Annotated in this window: 20 protein-coding genes, 1 riboswitch and 1 other annotated feature; all 20 genes read left to right on the forward strand. The window is 32.8% G+C overall.

Going from position 1 to position 21,764, the window contains the following annotated elements; translation table 11 throughout:
* Nucleotides 1-18 precede the first annotated feature (18 nt).
* Nucleotides 19-489, forward strand: a complete 471-nt coding sequence (nrdR, locus tag NST87_RS05810) for a transcriptional regulator NrdR (protein WP_040030011.1) — start codon at nucleotides 19-21, stop codon at nucleotides 487-489.
* Nucleotides 490-1,881 carry a replication initiation and membrane attachment family protein gene (locus NST87_RS05815; protein ID WP_340721396.1) on the forward strand — a complete coding sequence of 464 codons (1,392 nt, stop codon included), beginning with the start codon at nucleotides 490-492 and terminating at the stop codon, nucleotides 1,879-1,881. It begins immediately after the preceding gene.
* 3 nt (nucleotides 1,882-1,884) lie between these two features.
* Nucleotides 1,885-2,808 (forward strand): primosomal protein DnaI, encoded by a 924-nt coding sequence (gene dnaI, locus NST87_RS05820; RefSeq protein WP_340721398.1) that lies wholly within the window; start codon nucleotides 1,885-1,887, stop codon nucleotides 2,806-2,808.
* 342 nt (nucleotides 2,809-3,150) lie between these two features.
* A complete protein-coding gene (thrS, locus tag NST87_RS05825) occupies nucleotides 3,151-5,088 on the forward strand; it encodes a threonine--tRNA ligase (protein WP_019468474.1) in 1,938 nt (645 codons plus the stop codon).
* A 59-nt stretch (nucleotides 5,089-5,147) separates the two neighbouring features.
* Nucleotides 5,148-5,320, forward strand: a riboswitch (Lysine riboswitch).
* 209 nt (nucleotides 5,321-5,529) lie between these two features.
* Nucleotides 5,530-7,017 carry an amino acid permease gene (locus tag NST87_RS05830; protein WP_019468475.1) on the forward strand — a complete coding sequence of 496 codons (1,488 nt, stop codon included), beginning with the start codon at nucleotides 5,530-5,532 and terminating at the stop codon, nucleotides 7,015-7,017.
* Nucleotides 7,018-7,082: 65 nt separating this feature from the next.
* Nucleotides 7,083-7,211, forward strand: a sequence feature (ribosomal protein L20 leader region).
* A gap of 23 nt (nucleotides 7,212-7,234) precedes the next feature.
* Nucleotides 7,235-7,762 (forward strand): translation initiation factor IF-3, encoded by a 528-nt coding sequence (gene infC, locus NST87_RS05835; RefSeq protein ID WP_037539866.1) that lies wholly within the window; start codon nucleotides 7,235-7,237, stop codon nucleotides 7,760-7,762.
* 28 nt (nucleotides 7,763-7,790) lie between these two features.
* Nucleotides 7,791-7,991 carry a 50S ribosomal protein L35 gene (rpmI, locus tag NST87_RS05840; protein ID WP_019468477.1) on the forward strand — a complete coding sequence of 67 codons (201 nt, stop codon included), beginning with the start codon at nucleotides 7,791-7,793 and terminating at the stop codon, nucleotides 7,989-7,991.
* A 66-nt stretch (nucleotides 7,992-8,057) separates the two neighbouring features.
* Nucleotides 8,058-8,414 carry a 50S ribosomal protein L20 gene (gene rplT, locus NST87_RS05845; RefSeq protein WP_019468478.1) on the forward strand — a complete coding sequence of 119 codons (357 nt, stop codon included), beginning with the start codon at nucleotides 8,058-8,060 and terminating at the stop codon, nucleotides 8,412-8,414.
* 243 nt (nucleotides 8,415-8,657) lie between these two features.
* A complete protein-coding gene (locus NST87_RS05850) occupies nucleotides 8,658-9,269 on the forward strand; it encodes an NUDIX domain-containing protein (protein WP_019468479.1) in 612 nt (203 codons plus the stop codon).
* A 12-nt stretch (nucleotides 9,270-9,281) separates the two neighbouring features.
* Nucleotides 9,282-10,205 (forward strand): hypothetical protein, encoded by a 924-nt coding sequence (locus NST87_RS05855; protein ID WP_019468480.1) that lies wholly within the window; start codon nucleotides 9,282-9,284, stop codon nucleotides 10,203-10,205.
* 184 nt (nucleotides 10,206-10,389) lie between these two features.
* A complete protein-coding gene (tig, locus tag NST87_RS05860) occupies nucleotides 10,390-11,700 on the forward strand; it encodes a trigger factor (RefSeq protein ID WP_019468481.1) in 1,311 nt (436 codons plus the stop codon).
* 186 nt (nucleotides 11,701-11,886) lie between these two features.
* Complete coding sequence (gene clpX / locus NST87_RS05865) at nucleotides 11,887-13,149, forward strand: ATP-dependent Clp protease ATP-binding subunit ClpX (RefSeq protein ID WP_340721399.1); 1,263 nt, start codon at nucleotides 11,887-11,889, stop codon at nucleotides 13,147-13,149.
* 272 nt (nucleotides 13,150-13,421) lie between these two features.
* The gene (gene yihA / locus NST87_RS05870) at nucleotides 13,422-14,009 is read left to right on the forward strand and encodes a ribosome biogenesis GTP-binding protein YihA/YsxC (protein WP_019468483.1); all 588 of its coding nucleotides are present in this window, start codon (nucleotides 13,422-13,424) and stop codon (nucleotides 14,007-14,009) included.
* Between the two features lie 148 nt (nucleotides 14,010-14,157).
* The gene (gene hemA / locus NST87_RS05875) at nucleotides 14,158-15,492 is read left to right on the forward strand and encodes a glutamyl-tRNA reductase (RefSeq protein ID WP_019468484.1); all 1,335 of its coding nucleotides are present in this window, start codon (nucleotides 14,158-14,160) and stop codon (nucleotides 15,490-15,492) included.
* A gap of 21 nt (nucleotides 15,493-15,513) precedes the next feature.
* Nucleotides 15,514-16,353: a cytochrome c biogenesis protein gene (gene ccsA, locus NST87_RS05880; protein WP_019468485.1), complete on the forward strand. Its 840-nt coding sequence runs from the start codon at nucleotides 15,514-15,516 to the stop codon at nucleotides 16,351-16,353.
* Between the two features lie 49 nt (nucleotides 16,354-16,402).
* A complete protein-coding gene (hemC, locus tag NST87_RS05885) occupies nucleotides 16,403-17,329 on the forward strand; it encodes a hydroxymethylbilane synthase (RefSeq protein WP_019468486.1) in 927 nt (308 codons plus the stop codon).
* A gap of 18 nt (nucleotides 17,330-17,347) precedes the next feature.
* Nucleotides 17,348-18,034, forward strand: coding sequence for a uroporphyrinogen-III synthase (locus NST87_RS05890; RefSeq protein ID WP_019468487.1), 687 nt, complete (start codon nucleotides 17,348-17,350; stop codon nucleotides 18,032-18,034).
* A complete protein-coding gene (gene hemB, locus NST87_RS05895; RefSeq protein WP_019468488.1) occupies nucleotides 18,024-19,001 on the forward strand; it encodes a porphobilinogen synthase in 978 nt (325 codons plus the stop codon). Before NST87_RS05890 ends, hemB begins: the two co-directional genes overlap by 11 nt.
* 14 nt (nucleotides 19,002-19,015) lie before the next feature.
* Nucleotides 19,016-20,299, forward strand: coding sequence for a glutamate-1-semialdehyde 2,1-aminomutase (hemL, locus tag NST87_RS05900; RefSeq protein ID WP_340721401.1), 1,284 nt, complete (start codon nucleotides 19,016-19,018; stop codon nucleotides 20,297-20,299).
* A gap of 225 nt (nucleotides 20,300-20,524) precedes the next feature.
* Nucleotides 20,525-21,610, forward strand: a complete 1,086-nt coding sequence (locus tag NST87_RS05905) for an AbrB family transcriptional regulator (protein WP_019468490.1) — start codon at nucleotides 20,525-20,527, stop codon at nucleotides 21,608-21,610.
* Nucleotides 21,611-21,764: the final 154 nt, after the last annotated feature.

Genomic DNA, 21,764 nt, shown 5'->3' on the forward strand with positions numbered 1-21,764 from the left:
TGAGAGGGTGGTAATTCGATGAAATGCCCGAAATGTAGTTCAACGCACTCTCGCGTTGTAGATTCACGACATGCTGATGAAGTAAATGCGATTAGACGTAGAAGAGAATGTGAACAATGCGGCACAAGGTTTACTACGTTTGAACATATTGAAAAAAGACCGCTAATCGTTGTAAAAAAAGATGGTACACGTGAACAATTTTTGCGTGAAAAAATACTCAATGGTTTGGTGCGCTCTTGTGAAAAAAGACCTGTGCGTTATCAACAATTAGAAGATATTACCAATAATGTGGAGTGGAAGCTAAGAGATGAAGGACGTGCTGAAATATCTTCAAGAGAAATTGGGGAACACGTTATGAACTTATTAATGCATGTTGATCAAGTTTCTTATGTGCGTTTTGCATCTGTTTACAAAGAATTTAAAGATGTTGATCAATTATTACAATCAATGCAAGGGATTTTAGCAGAAAACAAACGGAGTGATTCTTAAATGGGATTACAATCCTATGATTATGGTTTGAGGCCACAAGATGACTTTCACGTGTTACGTCATTTTTATTTAAATCATAAGCATTTAGAAATTCTAAATAGATTATTTACGCCAATGATTGGATCAAATGCTATCGGTTTGTATCATTATTTGAATCAATTTGTGGAATTTAAGCAAGATGTTGTCTTGACTCATTATATTATTATGAATGAATTGAAAATTAATCTACTTGAATTCAGGAAAGAAATGGATTTATTAGAAGGCATTGGTTTATTAAAATCTTTTGTTCATCATTTTAAGCAACACTCTTCTTTCGTTTACAAACTCATACAACCACCATCAGCACAACAATTTTTTAATGATCCTATGCTTTCTGTATATTTATATAGCCAAGTAAGCAAGCAACGTTACGTACAATTAAAATCACATTTTGAGGATCAAATGTCTATTGATTTAAATCAGTACCAAGATATTACACGCACATTTACTGATGTGTTTAAAGTTCCTAACCAAGCACTTACTGAAGATGAACAGATGATCGAAGGTGAAGAAACCTATAGTGGCATAGATTTATCTAACGTAAATTTTGATTTTGAAGTACTTTATGATTTATTACAAAATCATTTTATTAGTACTAAAATGATTGATGGTGAAGCTAAAGCGCTGATCACACAAATTGCGACTTTATATGGTTTGACACCAGAAGCAATGAAACGTATTATTTTAAAATCAATCACTAGTGCACAAGAACTTTCTTTTGAAGAAATGCGTAAACATGCTAGAACGTATTATCTTATAGAGCATGAGCAGCAGCTTCCCAAATTAAATGCTAAAAAATCAAATTATATCAATGATGACAACACGGAAAATAAAAATCATATAAAAGGTGATTCAAATAATTGGTTAAAGCAATTAGATGAAACCAGTCCTATTGATATGCTTGCTTCGTGGTCAGAATCTGAACCGACGACTCAACAAAAATATATGGTCGAAGAATTGATAGAAAGAGAACAATTACCGTTTGGTGTAATTAACATACTTTTACAATTTGTAATGTTAAAAGAAGATATGAAACTCCCTAAAACTTATATCTTTGAGATCGCATCAAATTGGAAGAAAAAAGGCATCAAAACAGCAGAGGAAGCATATCAATATGCTAAAAAGGTAAATCAACCTACATCCAATCAATCAAATCAACTTAAAAATGGTAGTTATAAACCTAAGCAACTCGTTTCTAGAGAAATGACGCCTAAGTGGCTTGAAGAAAGGGATAGTAAAGATACGAAAAACCAAAGTTCAGAAAATCATACTAATCCAGATGAGGATGAAGCATTAAAACGAGACCGTGAAGCACTGTTGAAACGATTAAATAGCAAGCGAGAGGAGGAGTAATATATGAAGTCTTTCAATCATATTATGGGTGATTCTAAAGATTTAAGTAAGCGCATTGAAAAGATAAAAAAAGATGTTATTAATGACCCTGACGTTAAGATGTTTCTAGAATCTCATCAATCTGAAGTGACGAATGCGATGATTGATGAAGATTTGAATATTTTACAAGAATATAAGGATCAAGAAAAACATTATGATGGACATGCTTTTAAAGATTGCCCTAATTTTGTTAAAGGTCACGTACCTGAATTATATGTAGAAAATCAACACATTAAGATTCGTTACTTGCCTTGCCCATGTAAAATTAAACATGATGAAGAAAAATTCGATGCACATTTAATTGCTTCACACCATATGCAACGAGATACATTAAATGCCAAGTTAAGCGATATTTATATGGATAAGAGAGATCGTATAGATGTCGCAATGGCAGCAACGGATATTTGTGAAAAAATAGTAGAAAACCCCCCCCAAGTTAAAGGTTTATATATACACGGTCCTTTTGGTACAGGCAAGTCATTTATCTTAGGTGCAATTGCCAATGAATTAAAAGTTGAAAAAGTACCTTCTACGATTGTATATTTACCGGAATTTATTCGCTCTTTAAAAGGCGGGTTTAAAGATGGTAGTTTCGAATCAAGGCTTGCGAAAGTGCGTGAATCACATGTATTAATGTTGGATGATATTGGTGCTGAAGAAATTACACCTTGGGCGAGAGATGAAGTGATTGGACCATTATTACATTATAGAATGGTTCAAGAATTACCAACGTTCTTTAGCTCTAACCTAAGTTTTGAAGAATTAGAATATCATCTTTCTGTTACGCGTAATGGTACAGAAAAAACAAAAGCAGCAAGAATTATGGAAAGAATTAAATCTTTAGCAACACCATATTTTTTGGAAGGCAGAAATTATCGTAACGATTGAATTATAAAAAAAATGTTGTATAATATAATTAAATCTAAATTAAGCGAAATAAAATGAAGACATGATAGGTAAATGATTACTTCACAGAGAACCAATGTATGATGAGAATTTGGTAAGTATCATTATCTGTTACTACTTCATTATAGATGTTTTAATCGACATCCGGCTCAAGACCGTTAACTTATGTAGAGTAAAGTTGTTTCATTGTTATAGAAATAACTTTAATTAGGGTGGTACCACGAAGACCTCGTCCCTTTTAGGGATGGGGTCTTTTTGTTTTTACATTTGTAATTATGTCTTTTTCGCTATGATTTAAGGTAAGTATAAATAGGAGGAATTTAAATGGCTCAAATAAATATTACTTTTCCAGATGGTAATGCGAAAGCATTTGAAAAAGGAATTACTACTGAAGAAATTGCGCATTCAATCAGTCCGGGTTTAAGAAAAAAGGCAGTTGCAGGTAAATTAAACGGACAACTCATTGATTTAACAAGACCCATTGAAACAGATGGTGAAATTGAAATTGTAACACCTGGTAGTGATGAAGCTTTAGAAGTTTTACGCCATTCTACTGCGCATTTAATGGCGCAAGCATTAAAACGTTTGTACGGAGATGTGAAATTTGGCGTAGGTCCAGTAATTGATGGTGGTTTTTATTATGACTTTGATATGACTGAAAGTGTGTCATCCGATGATTTTGAAAAAATCGAAAAAACAATGAAACAAATTGTTAATGAAAACTATCCTATAGAGCGAAAAGTAGTTTCGAGAGATGAAGCTAAAACATTTTTTGCAGATGATCCATATAAGTTAGAATTAATAGATGCTATTCCAGAAGATGAAAATGTTACTTTATATTCGCAAGGTGAATTTACTGATTTATGTCGTGGTGTTCATGTACCGTCTACTTCCAAAATTAAAGAATTTAAGCTTTTATCAACTGCAGGTGCATATTGGCGCGGAGACAGCGATAATAAAATGCTTCAACGTATATACGGTACTGCTTTCTTCGATAAAAAAGATTTAAAAGCACATCTACAAATGTTAGAAGAACGTAAAGAACGCGATCACCGTAAAATTGGTAAAGAGCTAGAATTATTCTCAAATAATCAATTAGTAGGTGCTGGGTTACCATTATGGTTACCAAATGGCGCAACAATTCGCCGTGAAATTGAACGATATATTGTAGATAAAGAAGTGAGTATGGGGTATGATCATGTTTATACACCAGTAATGGCTAATGTAGATTTATATAAAACATCAGGTCATTGGGACCATTATCAAGAAGACATGTTCCCAACTATGAAATTAGATGAAAATGAAGAAATGGTACTAAGACCTATGAACTGTCCTCACCATATGATGATTTATGCAAATAAACCACATTCATATCGTGAATTACCAATTCGAATTGCTGAGTTAGGTACAATGCATCGTTATGAAGCAAGTGGTGCTGTTTCTGGGTTACAACGTGTTAGAGGAATGACTTTAAATGACGCACATATTTTTGTAAGACCAGATCAAATAAAAGAAGAGTTCAAACGGGTTGTTAATTTAATCGTCGATGTTTATGAGGACTTTGGCTTTGAAAATTATAAATTCCGCTTAAGTTACAGAGATCCAGAGGATAAAGAAAAATACTTTGACGATGATGAAATGTGGAATAAAGCAGAAAGTATGTTGAAAGAGGCGGTTGATGAACTAGGCTTAGCATACGAAGAAGCTATTGGTGAAGCGGCATTTTATGGTCCTAAGTTAGATGTCCAAGTACAAACAGCTATGGGTAAAGAAGAAACATTATCAACAGCACAATTAGACTTTTTACTACCTGAAAAATTTGAATTATCATATATAGGAAAAGATGGTGAACAACATAGACCTGTAGTCATCCATCGTGGTGTTGTTTCGACAATGGAACGCTTTGTTGCATTTTTAACAGAAGAAACTAAAGGTGCTTTCCCTACATGGTTAGCGCCAAAACAAGTTGAAATTATTCCTGTAAATGTCGACTTGCATTATGATTACGCCAGACATTTGCAAGATGAACTTAAATCACAAGGCGTAAGAGTCGAGATAGACGACAGAAATGAGAAAATGGGATACAAAATTAGAGAAGCTCAAATGCAAAAAATCCCTTATCAACTTGTCGTTGGAGATAAAGAAATGGAAAATAATGAAGTGAATGTTAGAAAATATGGTTCTCAAGATCAAGAAACGGTTGAAAAAGAATCATTTATTTGGGATTTAGTAGATGAGATCAGACTTAAAAAACAAAGATAACCTTGAAAGTAATCTTGAAATCATGTATATTAAATCTTAGTGAAATAAAAAAATAAAAAAATTGAGTTAGAGGTTGCGTTTTTAATCAGTAACAATCCGGAAGCTATTTGGAGCGTATGTAGGATTTGTGAAAGGTAAAAATGCCGAAACCAAAAGTGACCATTTGCGCTTTTGGTTGGGTCAGTTTTCGAAAGGGACTGGACTGTCACATATGTGATGTGCTACCTATATAAATGCTATTACTAAAATGGTTGCATATCTAATAGGTATGCAACCATTTTATTTTAGGTTAAAGATTATTATTCATACTAAAACGGGAAATTTATAGCAAATTGATTAAATAACATGTATATTCCAATATTCATGTTAATAAAAACTATAAAAGTATAATTATAATCGCATAGTAAGTTGGCCTCTAAGTTTAAAGGAAAGGGAGCATCTATGGCAAAAGAAGGAAATCAAAATAATGGAGTTAAAAGAGGACTAAAAGATCGTCATATATCCATGATAGCAATTGGTGGTTGTATTGGTACTGGTTTGTTTATGACTTCTGGTGGTGCAATTCATGATGCAGGTGCCTTGGGTGCATTACTTGCATATGCAATTATTGGTGCAATGGTATTTTTCCTTATGACATCTTTAGGAGAAATGGCTACTTATTTGCCTGTTTCTGGGTCATTTAGTACATATGCAACGCGTTTCGTTGACCCATCACTTGGTTTTGCATTGGGGTGGAATTATTGGTTCAACTGGGTTATTACAGTTGCTGCGGACGTAACAATTGCTGCACAAGTGATTCAATATTGGACACCACTTTCAGGCATACCAGCATGGAGTTGGAGCTGTTTGTTCTTAATGATTATATTTGGATTAAACGCATTGTCTGTTAGGGTATATGGTGAAAGTGAATACTGGTTTGCATTAATTAAAGTTGTAACAGTTATTATCTTTATTGGAATTGGACTACTTACTATTCTAGGTATTATGGGTGGAGAATTCGTAGGTTTTGACACATTTACTAAAGGTGGTGGGCCAATTCTTGGTGACGGTTTAGATGGTAGCCTACTAACAATCCTTGGGGTGTTCTTAGTTGCAGGATTCTCTTTCCAGGGTACTGAATTAATCGGCATTACAGCTGGTGAATCAGAAAATCCAGAACGAGCAGTACCTAAAGCAATTAAACAAGTGTTTTGGAGAATCTTGATTTTCTATATATTAGCAATTTTTGTAATCGGTATGTTAATACCATATGATAGCTCTGCACTAATGGGCGGTGGAGATGATATTTCAACTTCACCATTTACATTAGTATTCCAAAATGCAGGATTGGCTTTCGCAGCATCATTTATGAATGCGGTTATCTTAACATCAGTTTTATCAGCGGGTAATTCTGGAATGTATGCATCGACGAGAATGCTATACTCTATGAGTAAAGATAAATTAGCTTATCCAATTTTTGGTAAAACAAATAGAAACGGTGTTCCATATGTATCGCTAATCACGACAGCAATCATTGTCGTAGGTATCTTTATATTGCAACATTTGAGCGGTGACGCTTATGAATATATCGTTGCTGCAAGTGGTATGACTGGCTTTATCGCATGGGTAGGTATTGCGGTTAGTCATTATAGATTTAGAAAAGCATTTGACAAGCAAAATTATGATAAATCTAAATTAAAATACAAAGCTAAACTATTCCCATTTGGCCCAATCTTTGCTGGAATACTTTGTGTATTAGTCATAATTGGACAAGATGTTGATTTTATCAAAACAGGTGAATTTAACTTAAATCGTTTTGTAATCACGTATATGGGTATTCCAGTATTTCTTGCTTTCTTTATTTATCATAAATTGCGTTATAAAACTAGAATGGTTCCATTAGAGAAAGTAAACTTACATCAAGATGTAGATATGGACGAAATTAAATAATAATTAAAACAAACTGTTGACTTATATGAATATTGTTGCTAAGATAGGTAATGTTGAATACGAAACGAACCAAGTAGAAGCTCCCGCTTCTCACCTGTGGCGACGCTAAACGCAGTTGGCAGGTCTATATATACATGGGAATATCATGTGTAGAGAAGAGCGGGTATATTATATACTCGCTCTTTTTGCTTGGGATAATTTCGTAAAAATCTTGGAGGTGTCAACCATAGCAAAAGATCAGACTCAAGTTAACGAAAAGATTCGCGCAAAAGAATTACGTTTGATAGGGCAAGATGGAGAACAAATTGGTGTTAAATCAAAATCCGAAGCCCTAGAAATGGCTGAAAGAGTAGGTTTAGATGTAGTCTTAATGGCTCCTAACGCTAAACCACCTGTTGCAAGAATTATGGATTACGGTAAATACAAATTCGAACAACAGAAAAAAGAAAAAGAAATGAAGAAGAAACAAAAAACTATCAACCTTAAAGAAATTCGCTTAAGTCCAACAATTGAGGAACATGATTTCCAAACTAAATTGAAAAATGGACGTAAGTTCTTAGAAAAAGGCGATAAATGTAAAGTTTCTATTCGTTTCAGAGGACGTGCGATTACGCATAAAGAAATTGGTCAACGCGTTTTAGAAAAATTCGCTGAAGAATGTAAAGATATCGCAACTATTGGGCAAAGACCTAAAATGGACGGTCGTCAAATGTTCATTATGCTTAACCCAATAAACGAAAAATAATACCAGATAATACAGGAGGAATTGAATCATGCCTAAAATGAAAACACACCGTGGAGCTGCTAAACGTGTTAAAAGAACTGCTTCAGGTCAATTAAAACGTTCAAGAGCTTTTACTTCACATATGTTTGCAAATAAAACGACTAAACAAAAACGTAAATTACGTAAAGCTTCATTAGTACACAAATCAGATATGAAACGTGTAAAACAATTATTATCTTATAAAAAATAATTGACGAGTTAGCGTGAGAAACAACGAAAATATTAAACATGTACACATTTTAAGGAGGAATTTATTATGCCACGAGTAAAAGGTGGAACAGTAACAAGAGCTCGTCGTAAAAAGACGATTAAATTAGCTAAAGGTTACTTCGGTGCAAAACGCACATTATACAAAGTTGCAAAACAACAAGTAATGAAATCAGGACAATACGCTTTCCGTGACCGTCGTCAAAGAAAACGTGACTTCCGTAAATTATGGATTACACGTATTAATGCTGCAGCACGTCAACATGATATGAGTTATTCAAGATTAATGAACGGCTTGAAAAAAGCTGATATCGACGTTAACCGTAAAATGCTTTCTGAAATCGCAATTTCAGATGACAAAGCTTTTGGTGAATTAGTAGCTAAAGCTAAAGAAGCTTTAAAATAATTTTAAAATAAAGCCTGGGACACCATATTGTCTCAGGCTTTTATGTGGTATTGGCAATGCGTAAATACTTTAAAATAGAGAAGCTTGAACAAATACCAATATAATAATTATTTTTCAAATCAGAGATTCGAATAAGAGATTATTAAATTTTATTGCTGGTAAGAGTTCTGACATTAGTATTATTTTGAGATACTTAAATGTTTTGATAAAATAACAAAGAAGTCACACATGAAGGAGAAACTAATGTCTAAATTTGATGAAATGATTACAGTTGTACCAAGAAAAATCTTATTTGATAATGAAAATAATCAATTTAATGGATTTTTAGATAAAAATTCGAATAAAGGACAAGACATTTTTGAAACACTATCGAATTATGAAATTAAACGTCGTGGTGATATGGAGGAAAATTCAAGTTATAAACAACTTATTTCATATTGTATATTAGAAAATGAACACGATGAAATTTTGGTTTATGAACGTCTAACTGGTGGTGGAGAAACGCGTTTACACGGGCAATCTTCAATCGGTGTTGGTGGCCATATGAATGACGTTAAAGGTGCTGAATCTATTAATGAAGTGCTCAGAGTGAATGCTCAGAGAGAATTAAATGAAGAAGTAGGACTTTCTGAAAGTAAATCACAAAATTTAGCATACATAGGCTTTATCAACGATGATACAAATGAAGTCGGTGAAGTTCATTTAGGTGTTGTATTTAAGATAAATGTTAATAGTAATGATGTAGAAGCAAAAGAGACAGACACTTTAAAAATAAAATGGGTCAATCATAATAAGATAGATAATTATGATGAATTTGAAACATGGAGTGCACTCATTTTACAGGCAATACAATAGAGGTGTTGATCAATGTCTGATATCATTCCATTTCCGCGATCAAAAGAAAAGTTGATTAGAGAAATTAAGCAAGCTTTTAATGAAAATAATTTCGAGCAAGCCTATGATTTATTTGAGTCATTAGAGGCTCAATTCGAACTTGATGAACAAATGTCGCTTTTAAAATGTGCGATGCTTTTTAAAATGGAATATTATTTAGAATTACGTGAAGAAGCCATCATTTTATTAAAACAAGGTATGTCCAATTATGACGATTTGATGATTTACTATGTCCAAAGTTTAAATGGCTTGGGGCAATATTTTGAAGTTGTCGAAATCATTAACCAAATCATAGATGAGGTTAATGATCATAAAACTAGAATGGAACTGTTTCCAATCAAGGAATTTGCATTAAGCCAAATTGATAAACATAATGAACATGCAGCTCAAATGCTACAAAATTTTGATACTTTAACACTTAAAGAACAAGTTAATATTATGTTGACGCTCATAGACCATAGTCAATATCGTTACCAAGAAACAGTCATCCATTTGTTGAATGCGTTAGAACTAGCACCAAATGTTGTAAGCATTATGTTGGAATACTTGCGTTTTGCAAAAAATGCCCAAACGATTACTATTCATAAATATGGCTATGAAATCGATGTGATTCCTCGTGATCTTGAAGGACTAGAACAAACTTTATTTAAAACTACAATCATACCTAATGTATTAAAGCAAATTGAAGATGGTGCATCTCAACTTGTAGAGGAAGCACTTCATTTGCTGAATAATCATGCCATTTTGCTTTATCCATTAAATATTGAAAGCATTGCAACTAAGCAAACTTGGATAGAAGGTTATACAAATTATTTCAAATCTATGGTCGGTTTAGAAAAACTTGATGAAACGAATCATGTGCTTACACTCATCGTGTCACTAGATAAAGAAAAATAGGTTGTTTTATCATTAACTCATATGAAAAATGGGTAATGATGTTAAGAGGTAATATAAAATTAAAATAAATTTCAACTTTTTATTTATTATTCATAGAAAATTCATAATTTGTGTCGAGCTTTGACGTGTGCTATAATAATGAAGTTGAAAAAATAAAATAGGATAATCATGGAGGTTTTTATACATGACAGCAACTTGGGAAAAAAAGGAAGGTAACGAAGGCGTTTTATCTGTTACTGTTCCAGCAGAAAAAGTAGACAAAGCAATTGATCAAGCTTTCAAAAAAGTGGTTAAACAAATTAATGTGCCAGGATTCCGTAAAGGGAAAGTACCTCGCCAAATTTTTGAACAACGCTTTGGTGTAGAAGCATTGTATCAAGATGCAGTTGATATCTTATTACCAGAAGCATATGGTGAAGCTATTGACGAAACTGGCATTAAACCAGTTGATCAACCTGAAATTAATGTAACATCAATTGAAAAAGGTGAAGACATGACATTTGAAGCAAATGTTGTAGTTGAACCTGAAGTTGAACTTGGTGATTACAAAGGTTTAGAAATTGAAAAGCAAGATACTGAATTAACTGAAGAAGAAGTACAAGAATCAATCGATCATCAACTTGGACATTTAGCAGAAATGGTTGTTAAAGAAGATGGTGCAGTTGAAAACGGTGATACTGTAAACATTGACTTTGATGGTTATGTAGATGGCGAACAATTTGAAGGTGGACAAGCAGAAGGCTATGACCTTGAAATTGGTTCAGGTTCATTCATTCCAGGTTTTGAAGAACAATTGGTTGGTGTTAAAGCTGGTGAAGAAAAAGATGTTAATGTAACGTTCCCAGAAGAATACCATGCTGAAGAATTAGCTGGTAAAGAAGCAACATTCAAAACAAAAGTTAATGAAATCAAATATAAAGACGTTCCAGAATTAAACGATGAAATTGCAAATGAATTAGATGCAGAAGCTAATTCAGTTGATGAGTATAAAGAAAACGTACGCAAACGTTTAGCGGAACAAAAAGCAACAGACGCTGAAAACACTCAAAAAGAAGAAGCTATTAACAAAGCTACGAATAATACAACAATTGACGTTCCAGAGGCGATGATTAAAACTGAGTTAGACCGCATGGTTCAAGAATTTGGACAACGTATGCAACAACAAGGTCTTAATTTAGAAACTTATTTCCAAATTTCTGGACAAGATGAGTCACAATTAAGAGAACAAATGAAAGACGATGCTGAGGAACGCGTTAAAACAAACTTAACATTAACTGCGATTGCTGATGCTGAAGAAGTTGAAGTATCTGATGCTGACATCGATAAAGAATTAGAAAAAATGAGTGAGCAGTTTAATATCTCTGTAGAAGATATTAAACAAACACTTGGCAATACTGACATTGTTAAAAATGATGTACGTATCCAAAAAGTTATCGATATGTTAGTAGATGAAGCGAAATTAGTAGAACCATCTAAAGATGACTCAGAAGCATAATTAAAAATGTCTCAAGCATATTGTTTGTAGAAACAAAGAATAGTTGTTTAATATTGTAAACTAGTAGCAGATGCATTCAATTAATGTGTCTGCTACAATGTTTTGTGCAAAAAACTTGAGATTTGTTCAAGTTGCATATTAAAATGCTATCTAGTATAGTCTTTAGGGAATAGGGGTGTAAATAGAATGTTCAAATTCAATGAAGATGAAGAAAATTTAAAATGCTCTTTCTGTGGTAAAGATCAAGACCAAGTTAAAAAATTAGTCGCAGGAAGTGGCGTATACATTTGTAATGAATGTATTGAGCTGTGCTCAGAAATTGTTGAAGAAGAATTAGCTCAATCAGAATCAGAAGGACTAACAGAATTACCAACTCCTAAAGAAATTATGGACCAATTAAATGATTATGTTATTGGACAAGAAAAAGCTAAAAAATCTTTAGCTGTCGCTGTATATAATCATTATAAACGTGTTCAAAATTTAGGTCCAAATGAAGATGACGTAGAATTACAAAAGAGTAATGTTGCCTTAATTGGTCCAACAGGTAGCGGTAAAACCCTTTTAGCTCAAACTTTAGCTAAAACATTAAACGTACCTTTTGCAATCGCAGACGCTACGAGTTTAACTGAAGCTGGATATGTTGGCGATGACGTTGAAAATATATTGCTTCGCTTAATTCAAGCAGCTGATTTTGATATAGATAAAGCAGAAAAAGGCATTATTTATGTCGATGAAATCGACAAAATCGCTAGAAAATCTGAAAATACATCTATCACAAGAGACGTTTCTGGTGAAGGTGTGCAACAAGCACTATTGAAAATTCTTGAAGGTACGACTGCTAGTGTGCCACCACAAGGCGGACGTAAACATCCAAACCAAGAATTAATTCAAATTGATACTACAAACATCTTATTTGTACTAGGCGGTGCATTTGATGGTATTGATGAAGTGATCAAACGTAGACTTGGTGAAAAAGTAATCGGATTTTCTAGTAGTGAAGCATCTAAATATGATGAAGATGCTATCTTAGAACAAATTAGACCTGAAGATTTACAATCATATGGTCTGATTCCAGAATTTATTGGTCGTGTACCAATTGTATCTAATTTAGAAACATTAGATGTAGATGCATTAAAAAACATTTTAACGCAACCAAAAAATGCTTTAGTAAAACAGTATACAAAAATGTTAGAACTTGATGATGTAGAGTTAGAATTTACAGACGAAGCATTGTCTGCAATTAGTAATAAAGCGATTGAGCGTAAAACAGGTGCACGTGGATTACGTTCAATTATTGAAGAAGCACTGATTGATATTATGTACGATGTTCCATCTTCTGATGGTGTTGTAAAAGTAGTAATTACAGAAGAAACAATTAATGAAGAAAAAGATCCTGAACTATACGATAAAGAAGGCAACCTTGTAAATAAGGAACAAACTTCTGCTTAAGTAAGACAGTTTTGAAATAAGGGCTAAAGCCAACGCGTTATTTTATGTGTATTGGCTGTGCTGCAAGGTTAGATTAACGTTGATATGATGTATAATTATCAAAATTTCAAATGCGTCAACGTTAAAAATTCAAACTACGAGGCTGAGACATTTTTTAATATGTCTTAGCCTCTTTCTTTTTAAAAGCAGTATAAATCATATAAAAATACATATAAATATGTGAAATTGTGTAATATAATAATGAAGTGACTTAATAGAAAAGAGGGTCGGGAATGAAAATAAATCCTAATGAAATTGAATTATTAATAAGTGCGGTAAAGCCTGAGCAATATCCAGAAACTGGATTAAGTGAAGTTGGACTTAGTGGTCGCTCTAACGTTGGTAAATCATCCTTTATCAATAGTATGATTGGACGAAAAAATATGGCGAGAACTTCACAACAACCAGGTAAAACGCAAACACTCAATTTTTATAACATTGATAATCAACTGGTATTTGTAGATGTGCCAGGCTACGGTTATGCAAAAGTAAGTAAAAAACAACGTGAAGCATTTGGAAAAATGATTGAAAAATATATTTCTCAAAGAACATCTTTAAAACTTGTCATTCAGCTTGTTGATTTGAGGCATAATCCTACTGAAGACGATATCTTAATGTATAATTATTTGAAGTATTTTGATATTCCAACATTAGTGATTGCTACAAAAGAAGATAAAATTGCTAAAGGCAAAGTACAGAAACATTTAGCTAATGTTCAACGAAAACTTGAAATGGAACCTGAGGATGAAATTATAAGTTATTCTTCTATCCGAGCGAATAAACAACAACAAGTCTGGAATATAATCGAAAAATATTTATAAAAACTTAAAAATTCGTTAAAGTGTATAAATTATGACAACTATTTGAATGTAAATTAGAATATTTCTAATTTACGTGCGCAAGATGCTTAACTCAAATGATAATTGTGTTATAATCTACTTATTGTAATATGTATGGAGGGCGTTATAAATGCATTTAATTGCGATAAGCATTAATCATCGTACAGCAGATGTAGCACTGAGAGAACAAGTTGCTTTTAAAGATGATGCCATACGTTCAGCTAATGTTGATTTATTTGAAACTAAATCTATTTTAGAAAATGTAATATTATCAACATGTAATCGTACAGAAGTATATGCGGTTGTTGATCAAATTCATACGGGTCGCTATTATATTCAACGTTTTTTAGCGAGAAATTTTGGATTTGATGTAGAAGAAATTAAAGAAATGACTGAAGTAACAGTGGGGGACGCAGCAGTAAAACATTTATTGCAAGTTACTTCTGGATTAGATTCTGTAGTATTAGGAGAAACTCAAATTCTTGGACAAATTAGAGATGCATTCTTTATCGCTCAAGAGGAAGATACAACTGGTACTATATTTAATCATCTATTTAAACAAGCGATTACTTTCGCGAAAAAAGCACATAATGAAACAGATATTGCAGATAATGCAGTAAGTGTTTCATATGCGGCAGTTGAACTTAGTAAAAAAGTATTTGGCAAAATTAATAATAAAAGCGCATTGATAATTGGTGCAGGGGATATGAGTGAACTGTCACTCTTAAATTTGATTGGTTCAGATGTAACTGATGTGACAATCGTTAATAGGACTGTCAGTAAAGCACAGAAATTAGCAATCTCACATAATGTTAAGTATGAATCTATGGAGGCACTACCACAACTTTTGGCACATGCGGATATTGTAATCAGTTCAACGAGTTCAGATGAATATATCATTACAAATAGCATGATGGCTTCTATTCAATCACAACGGAAAAATGATTCACTCGTATTGATTGATATTGCGGTTCCAAGAGATATTGAACCAGGCATTGATACACTTCAAGATGTCTTTAATTATGATGTTGACGATTTGAAAGGCTTAGTAGATGCTAACTTAAAACAACGTCAAAATGCGGCTGACGAAATCTCACAAAGAATTCCAGCAGAAATTGAAGCACATAATGAATGGGTTAATATGTTAGGTGTTGTTCCTGTTATTCGTGCACTTAGAGAAAAAGCGATGGATATTCAAGAAGATACCATGAGTAGTATTGACCGAAAACTTCCTGGTTTGACAGAAAGAGAACGCAAAATAATATCAAAACATACCAAAAGTATCATTAACCAAATGTTAAAAGATCCCATCAAGCAAGCGAAAGAGTTGAGTAGTGACAAAAAAAGTAACGAAAAATTAGAGCTATTTCAAAACATTTTTGACATTGAAGCTGAACAAGCTTATAAACCAAAAAAGAAAAAGCGTAATGTAGCTACGACAAGTCAAATTTTTAGTTTTGAATAAGCATATGCAAATGGTGATGATATGCAAGAATTTTCGTTCATTAGATTAAATGAACTTATATTATTAATTTATTTATTTAGCATTGCTTGTTATTTCTATGATTTTTTGAAAAAACATCATAGAATTAAAATGATTGGTTTTGTTTCATTAGGGATTGTTTGGATGTTACAAACAGTCTCTTTATCTTTATATGTAAATGTAACGAAACAAATTCCATTAGGGAATATATTTGATGTGTTTTTTGCGTTAGCATGGCTTATTATTTCTATTTCCATAGTTATCAATGTGATCAAACAAATAAACTTATCCATATTTTTATTTAATATGATTGGTTTTTTATTCATTGCAATCAACACATTCCAACCTATGCATTATCAAAGTACCGGTGAAAAACTCAATATTATCAATGAATTACTTATAGTGCATATTAGTTTGGCGGTAATTAGTTACGCATTATTTGCTTTTGCTTTTGTAAATTGTATCTTGTATTTAATACAATATAATAATTTGAAACAAAAACGATTTGACCAGAAATATTTTAGAATTGGTAGTGTGGCCACACTTGAACAAGTGGTATTTTACAGTAGTTTAATCGGTTTCATTTTCATAATATTAAGTATTGTACTAGGTGCGCAATGGGGTTTTAATACTTTAGGTGTAGACATCATTATAGATCCTAAAGTTATTATGTCATCAGTCATAACATTGCTATATGGAATTTATTTGATTTTTAGAGTGAAAAAAATACTAACTAAGCATAAATTAATTTATTTTAATATATTATTGTTTTGTCTTAGTATGATTAATTTATTTTTTGCTTCACATATATCTGATTTTCATCAATGGACAGGTATTTATTGAAGTGTAATTAAGTTGAATGAATAGACTTGTTTCTAGGAGGATGCGCATGATGCGTAAATTAGTAGTAGGTTCACGAAGAAGTAAGTTAGCTTTAACGCAAAGTAAACAATTTATTGATAAATTAAAATCAGTAGATCCAAGTTTAGAAGTGGAAATAAAGGAAATCGTAACAAAAGGCGATCGAATTATAGATAAACAATTATCTAAAGTGGGCGGAAAAGGTCTGTTTGTTAAAGAAATTCAAAATGCCTTATTTAATGAAGAAATTGATATGGCAATTCATTCCTTAAAAGATGTCCCAAGTGTAATTCCAGATGGATTGACTTTAGGTTGCATACCTGATAGAGAAAATCCATATGATGCGTACATTGCTAAAAATCATATTCCACTAGAAGAATTACCAAAACAAAGTATTGTTGGTACTAGTTCGTTAAGACGCGGTGCACAAATTCTTGCAAAATATCCACATTTACAAATAAAATGGATTCGCGGTAATATTGACACACGTTTGAGTAAATTAAATAATGAAGATTACGATGCCATACTATTAGCTGCAGCTGGGCTAAAACGTATGGGTTGGTCTGATGATATCGTCACTTCATATCTAGACGAGCGGACTTTGATACCCGCGATAGGTCAAGGTGCATTAGGTATAGAATGTCGTTCAGACGACAAGGAATTGCTAGAACTTCTTGCTAAAGTCCACAATCAAGATGTTGCAGAATGTGTAACTGCAGAACGCACGTTTTTAGAACGGATGAATGGTAGTTGCCAAGTGCCTATAGGGGGCTATGCTAGTAAAAACAGTGATGGTACAATAGAATTTACAGGACTAATTATGTCACCTGATGGTAAAGAACGTTACGAACATACCGAACGTGGGTATGATCCTGTAGAACTTGGTGAAAAAGTAACAGAAGTTTTAAATGCACAAGGTGCATACGAAATAATTAAAGAACTAAACGAAGAACAATAATCATTCGAGGTGAAAATAATGAGACCAGTTATAGTTATGACGCAAACTTCTAAATTTGAACAAAACGATAAGTTTATTCTACACAAACCATTTATAGATGTAGAGCCCTTATCATTTGATTTAAATTTATTAGATGTCGACTATGACTGGCTTATTTTTTCGTCTAAAAATGCGGTGAGATATTTCCAACCATTTTTATCACAAGTGAAAGTTAAAAATTTCGCTGCAATAGGTGCTAAAACAGCAGACTATTGTAAATCATTGGGTTTAGATGTGCTGTTTTATCCTTCAGATTACTCACAAGAAGGGTTTCTTAAATGCTTTCAAACTTCAAAAAACAGCAAAATTTTAATACCCTCAAGTGCTTATGCAAGGCCTTTGTTGCAAGAAAGTTTAAGTCAACAAGGTTATCAAGTTTGTAAAATTGATTTATATCGTCCAGTACCACATACTAAAAATATTGAAGATGTTAAGCATATGATAAAAAATAACGAGCTAGATGTCATTACATTTGCGAGTTCATCTGCAGTAAGATATTTTTTTGAACAAAGTGAAACACCGCAATTTAATCAGTATTACGTCATAGGACAACAAACTTTAAACACTATAAAGCAATATGGTTATGATGCGACAATATCAAATATTCAAACATTAGATTCGTTAATAAATAAAGTTGAAGAAAGTTGGGAAAATGATGCAATTTGATAGACACAGAAGATTACGTAGTAGTAAATCTATAAGAGACATGGTTCGTGAAACACATGTACACAAAGAGGATTTAATTTATCCTATTTTCGTTGTAGAACGAGATAATGTTAAAGAAGAAATAAAATCAATGCCAGGTGTGTATCAACTCAGTTTAAACTTACTTGATGAAGAAATTAAAGAAGCATATGATTTAGGTATTAGAGGAATAATGTTCTTCGGTGTACCCAATGAAAAAGATGCTGTTGGTACAGGTGCTTATGATCACAATGGTATTGTTCAAGAAGCTACTAGAAAAGCCAAAGCAATGTACAGCGACTTACTCGTTGTCGCAGATACTTGTTTATGTGAATATACGGATCATGGTCATTGTGGTGTTATTAATGAAAAAACAAATGATGTAGACAACGATAAATCTTTACCATTGTTAGTCAAAACTGCTATCTCACAAGTGGAGGCTGGTGCCGATATCATTGCGCCTAGTAATATGATGGATGGTTTCGTTGCAGAAATTAGAGCAGGTTTAGATGATGCTGGTTATTACAATATACCAATTATGAGTTATGGTATTAAATATGCTTCTAGCTTTTTCGGTCCATTCCGTGATGCTGCTGAATCTGCACCACAATTTGGAGATAGAAAAACGTACCAAATGGATCCTGCAAATAGAAGAGAAGCACTAAGAGAGCTTGATAGTGATTTACATGAAGGTGCAGACATGATGATTGTTAAACCTGCTTTGAGTTTTTTAGACATTATTAGAGATGTCCGTAATACGACAAATGTTCCTGTAATTGCATATAATGTAAGTGGTGAATATAGCATGACGAAAGCAGCTGCACTTAATGGATGGATTGATGAAAAACAAGTTGTGATGGAACAGATGATTTCAATGAAACGTGCAGGCGCGGACATGATTATCACATATTTCTCTAAAGATATTTGTAGATATATTGATGAACAATAAGGAGGAAAATTTAAATGGGATATAATAATTCTATAGAAGCAATGAAGACAGCTGAAAATCTAATGCCAGGTGGTGTAAATAGTCCAGTTAGAGCATTTAAATCTGTAGATACACCGGCGATTTTTATGGATCATGGTGAAGGTTCAAAAATATACGATATCGATGGTAATGAATATATTGATTATGTTTTAAGTTGGGGACCATTAATTTTAGGTCATAAAAACAAACAAGTGAATGAAAGCTTACATGAAGCTGTTGATAATGGTACAAGTTTTGGTGCTTCGACGTTAATTGAAAATAAGTTAGCAGAACTCGTTATCGATCGTGTACCTTCCATTGAGAAACTACGCATGGTATCTTCAGGTACAGAAGCGACATTGGATACATTACGCTTAGCGAGAGGTTATACTGGTAGAAATAAAATAGTGAAATTTACAGGATGTTATCATGGCCATAGTGATTCACTTTTAATCAAAGCAGGGTCTGGTGTTGCTACTTTAGGATTACCTGATTCTCCAGGTGTACCAGAAGGTATTGCAAAAAATACAATTTCAGTACCATATAATGACTTAGCGTCAATAAAAGTAGCTTTTGAAGAATTTGGTGATGACATTGCTGGTGTTATCGTTGAACCTGTAGCGGGTAATATGGGGGTTGTACCACCAGTAGAAGGATTCCTACAAGGCTTGAGAGATATCACAAATGAATATGGTTCTTTATTATTATTTGATGAAGTTATGACTGGCTTTAGAGTGGGATATCATTGTGCACAAGGTTACTTTAATGTGATGCCTGATTTAACTTGTCTTGGTAAAGTCATAGGTGGAGGATTACCTGCAGCAGCATTTGGTGGTAAAAAAGAAATCATGGATCATATTGCGCCTTCAGGCAATATTTACCAAGCAGGAACATTATCTGGAAATCCGCTAGCTATGACAAGTGGTTATGAAACTTTAAAACAGTTAACACCAGAGTCATATGAATATTTCAATAAACTTGGAGATATATTAGAAAATGGCTTAAAAGATGTTTTTAAAAAACATAATGTACCCATTACTGTGAATCGTGCAGGATCTATGATAGGGTATTTCTTAAATGAAGGACCGGTAACTAATTTTGAAGAAGCAAATCAAAGTGATTTAGAAATGTTTAGTCAAATGTATAGAGAAATGGCAAAAGAAGGTGTGTTTTTACCCCCTTCCCAATTTGAAGGGACATTCCTTTCTACTGCGCATACAGAAGCGGATATAGAAAAAACATTAGCAGCATTTGATACTGCATTGAGCCGTATTGTTTAATTTTAAGCACTTAAAATTTATATTGTTATTTCCAATTCAGTTAAAATAAATAGTGTTTTAAAAGGCTCATTAATAACATTTAATTGTACTTACTTTTTAGAGTTCTTTTACCTAAATGGGGCGAGGATTCGAAATCAAATTAAGCATTTTGATTTCTAACTCGCTCCTTTTAATTTAATTAGTTATGTATATAAAGATAACGATACTAAAGAAAGTTGTGAGCAAATGAATAAGCATTTAAAAAGTAATTTTATCGTATTAATGTTAGCGCTTATTTTTAGTTTAGTACTAAATGCAGCTCATGTTTTGCTGCCGTTTATGTTTGGACCAATTATTGCTAGTATCGTTTGTATACGCTATTTACACTTAGATATAAGATGGCCGTTTTGGTTAAGCCAAATTGGTTTAGTGCTATTAGGAGTTCAAATAGGATCTACTTTTACAAAAAATGTCATATTTGATATTAAAGATGATTGGCTCACGATTGTTTTGATAACAATTATGTTACTTATATTAGCCTTAATCATTGCTTATTTTTTCAAAAAAATTGCTAATGTTAATACCGAAACGGCAATATTAAGTGTGATCCCAGGTGCTTTGAGCCAAATGTTAATAATGGCAGACGAAAATAAAAAAGCAAATATCATGGTTGTTAGTTTAACTCAAACATCAAGAATCATATTTGTAGTTATATTAGTTCCATTTATATCGTATTTTTTTCAAGATTCTGGAAATCATTCAACTACTGGACGAACTACACAAGTTTTGACACAGGCTTTAACAATTCCGAATATAGCCTTACTTATTATTGCAATAACTGTTATTTATTTTGTTATGACAAAAATAAATTTTCCGACCAAACAATTACTTGCCCCGATTCTCGTACTGATAGGCTGGAACTTATTTACTGGCGTGACTTTCACTTTAGATAATTACATCATTGCTGCAGCACAAATTATATATATGATTCGAATAGGTATACAAATAGCAAAGTTATTAGACCAAATGAAAGGAAGAATTGCTATAGCAATTGCATTCCAAAATATTTTATTAATATTATTAGCATTTGTCATGGTCTTGTTTATAGCAACCGTATCACATCATCAAGTGAACGAATTGTTCTTAGGTGCCGCCCCTGGAGGCATGAGTCAAATTGTATTAGTTGCTATTGAAACTGGCGCAGATGTCGCGATGATATCTAGTTACCATATCTTTAGAATTTTCTTTATATTATTTTTAATTGCACCGATGTTAAATTATTTTCTTAAATTTAGGGAAAGACAAAGCGAAAGTAATAAAAATGATTACTAAAAATACAACAGTGTAAAATCTATTTATATTTTACAATAATTTAATATTTATTATATTGAACAACGTGTTTTGGTTTGATATTATATAAGCGAAGTACCTCCAGTACTTCATCCTTTTGACCACTCTGCGGAGTGGTTTTTTTATACATTTAGCG

It is taken from the genome of Staphylococcus sp. FSL W8-0271, assembly GCF_038006605.1.
In the GTDB taxonomy this organism is placed as follows: Bacteria; Bacillota; Bacilli; order Staphylococcales; family Staphylococcaceae; genus Staphylococcus; species Staphylococcus cohnii.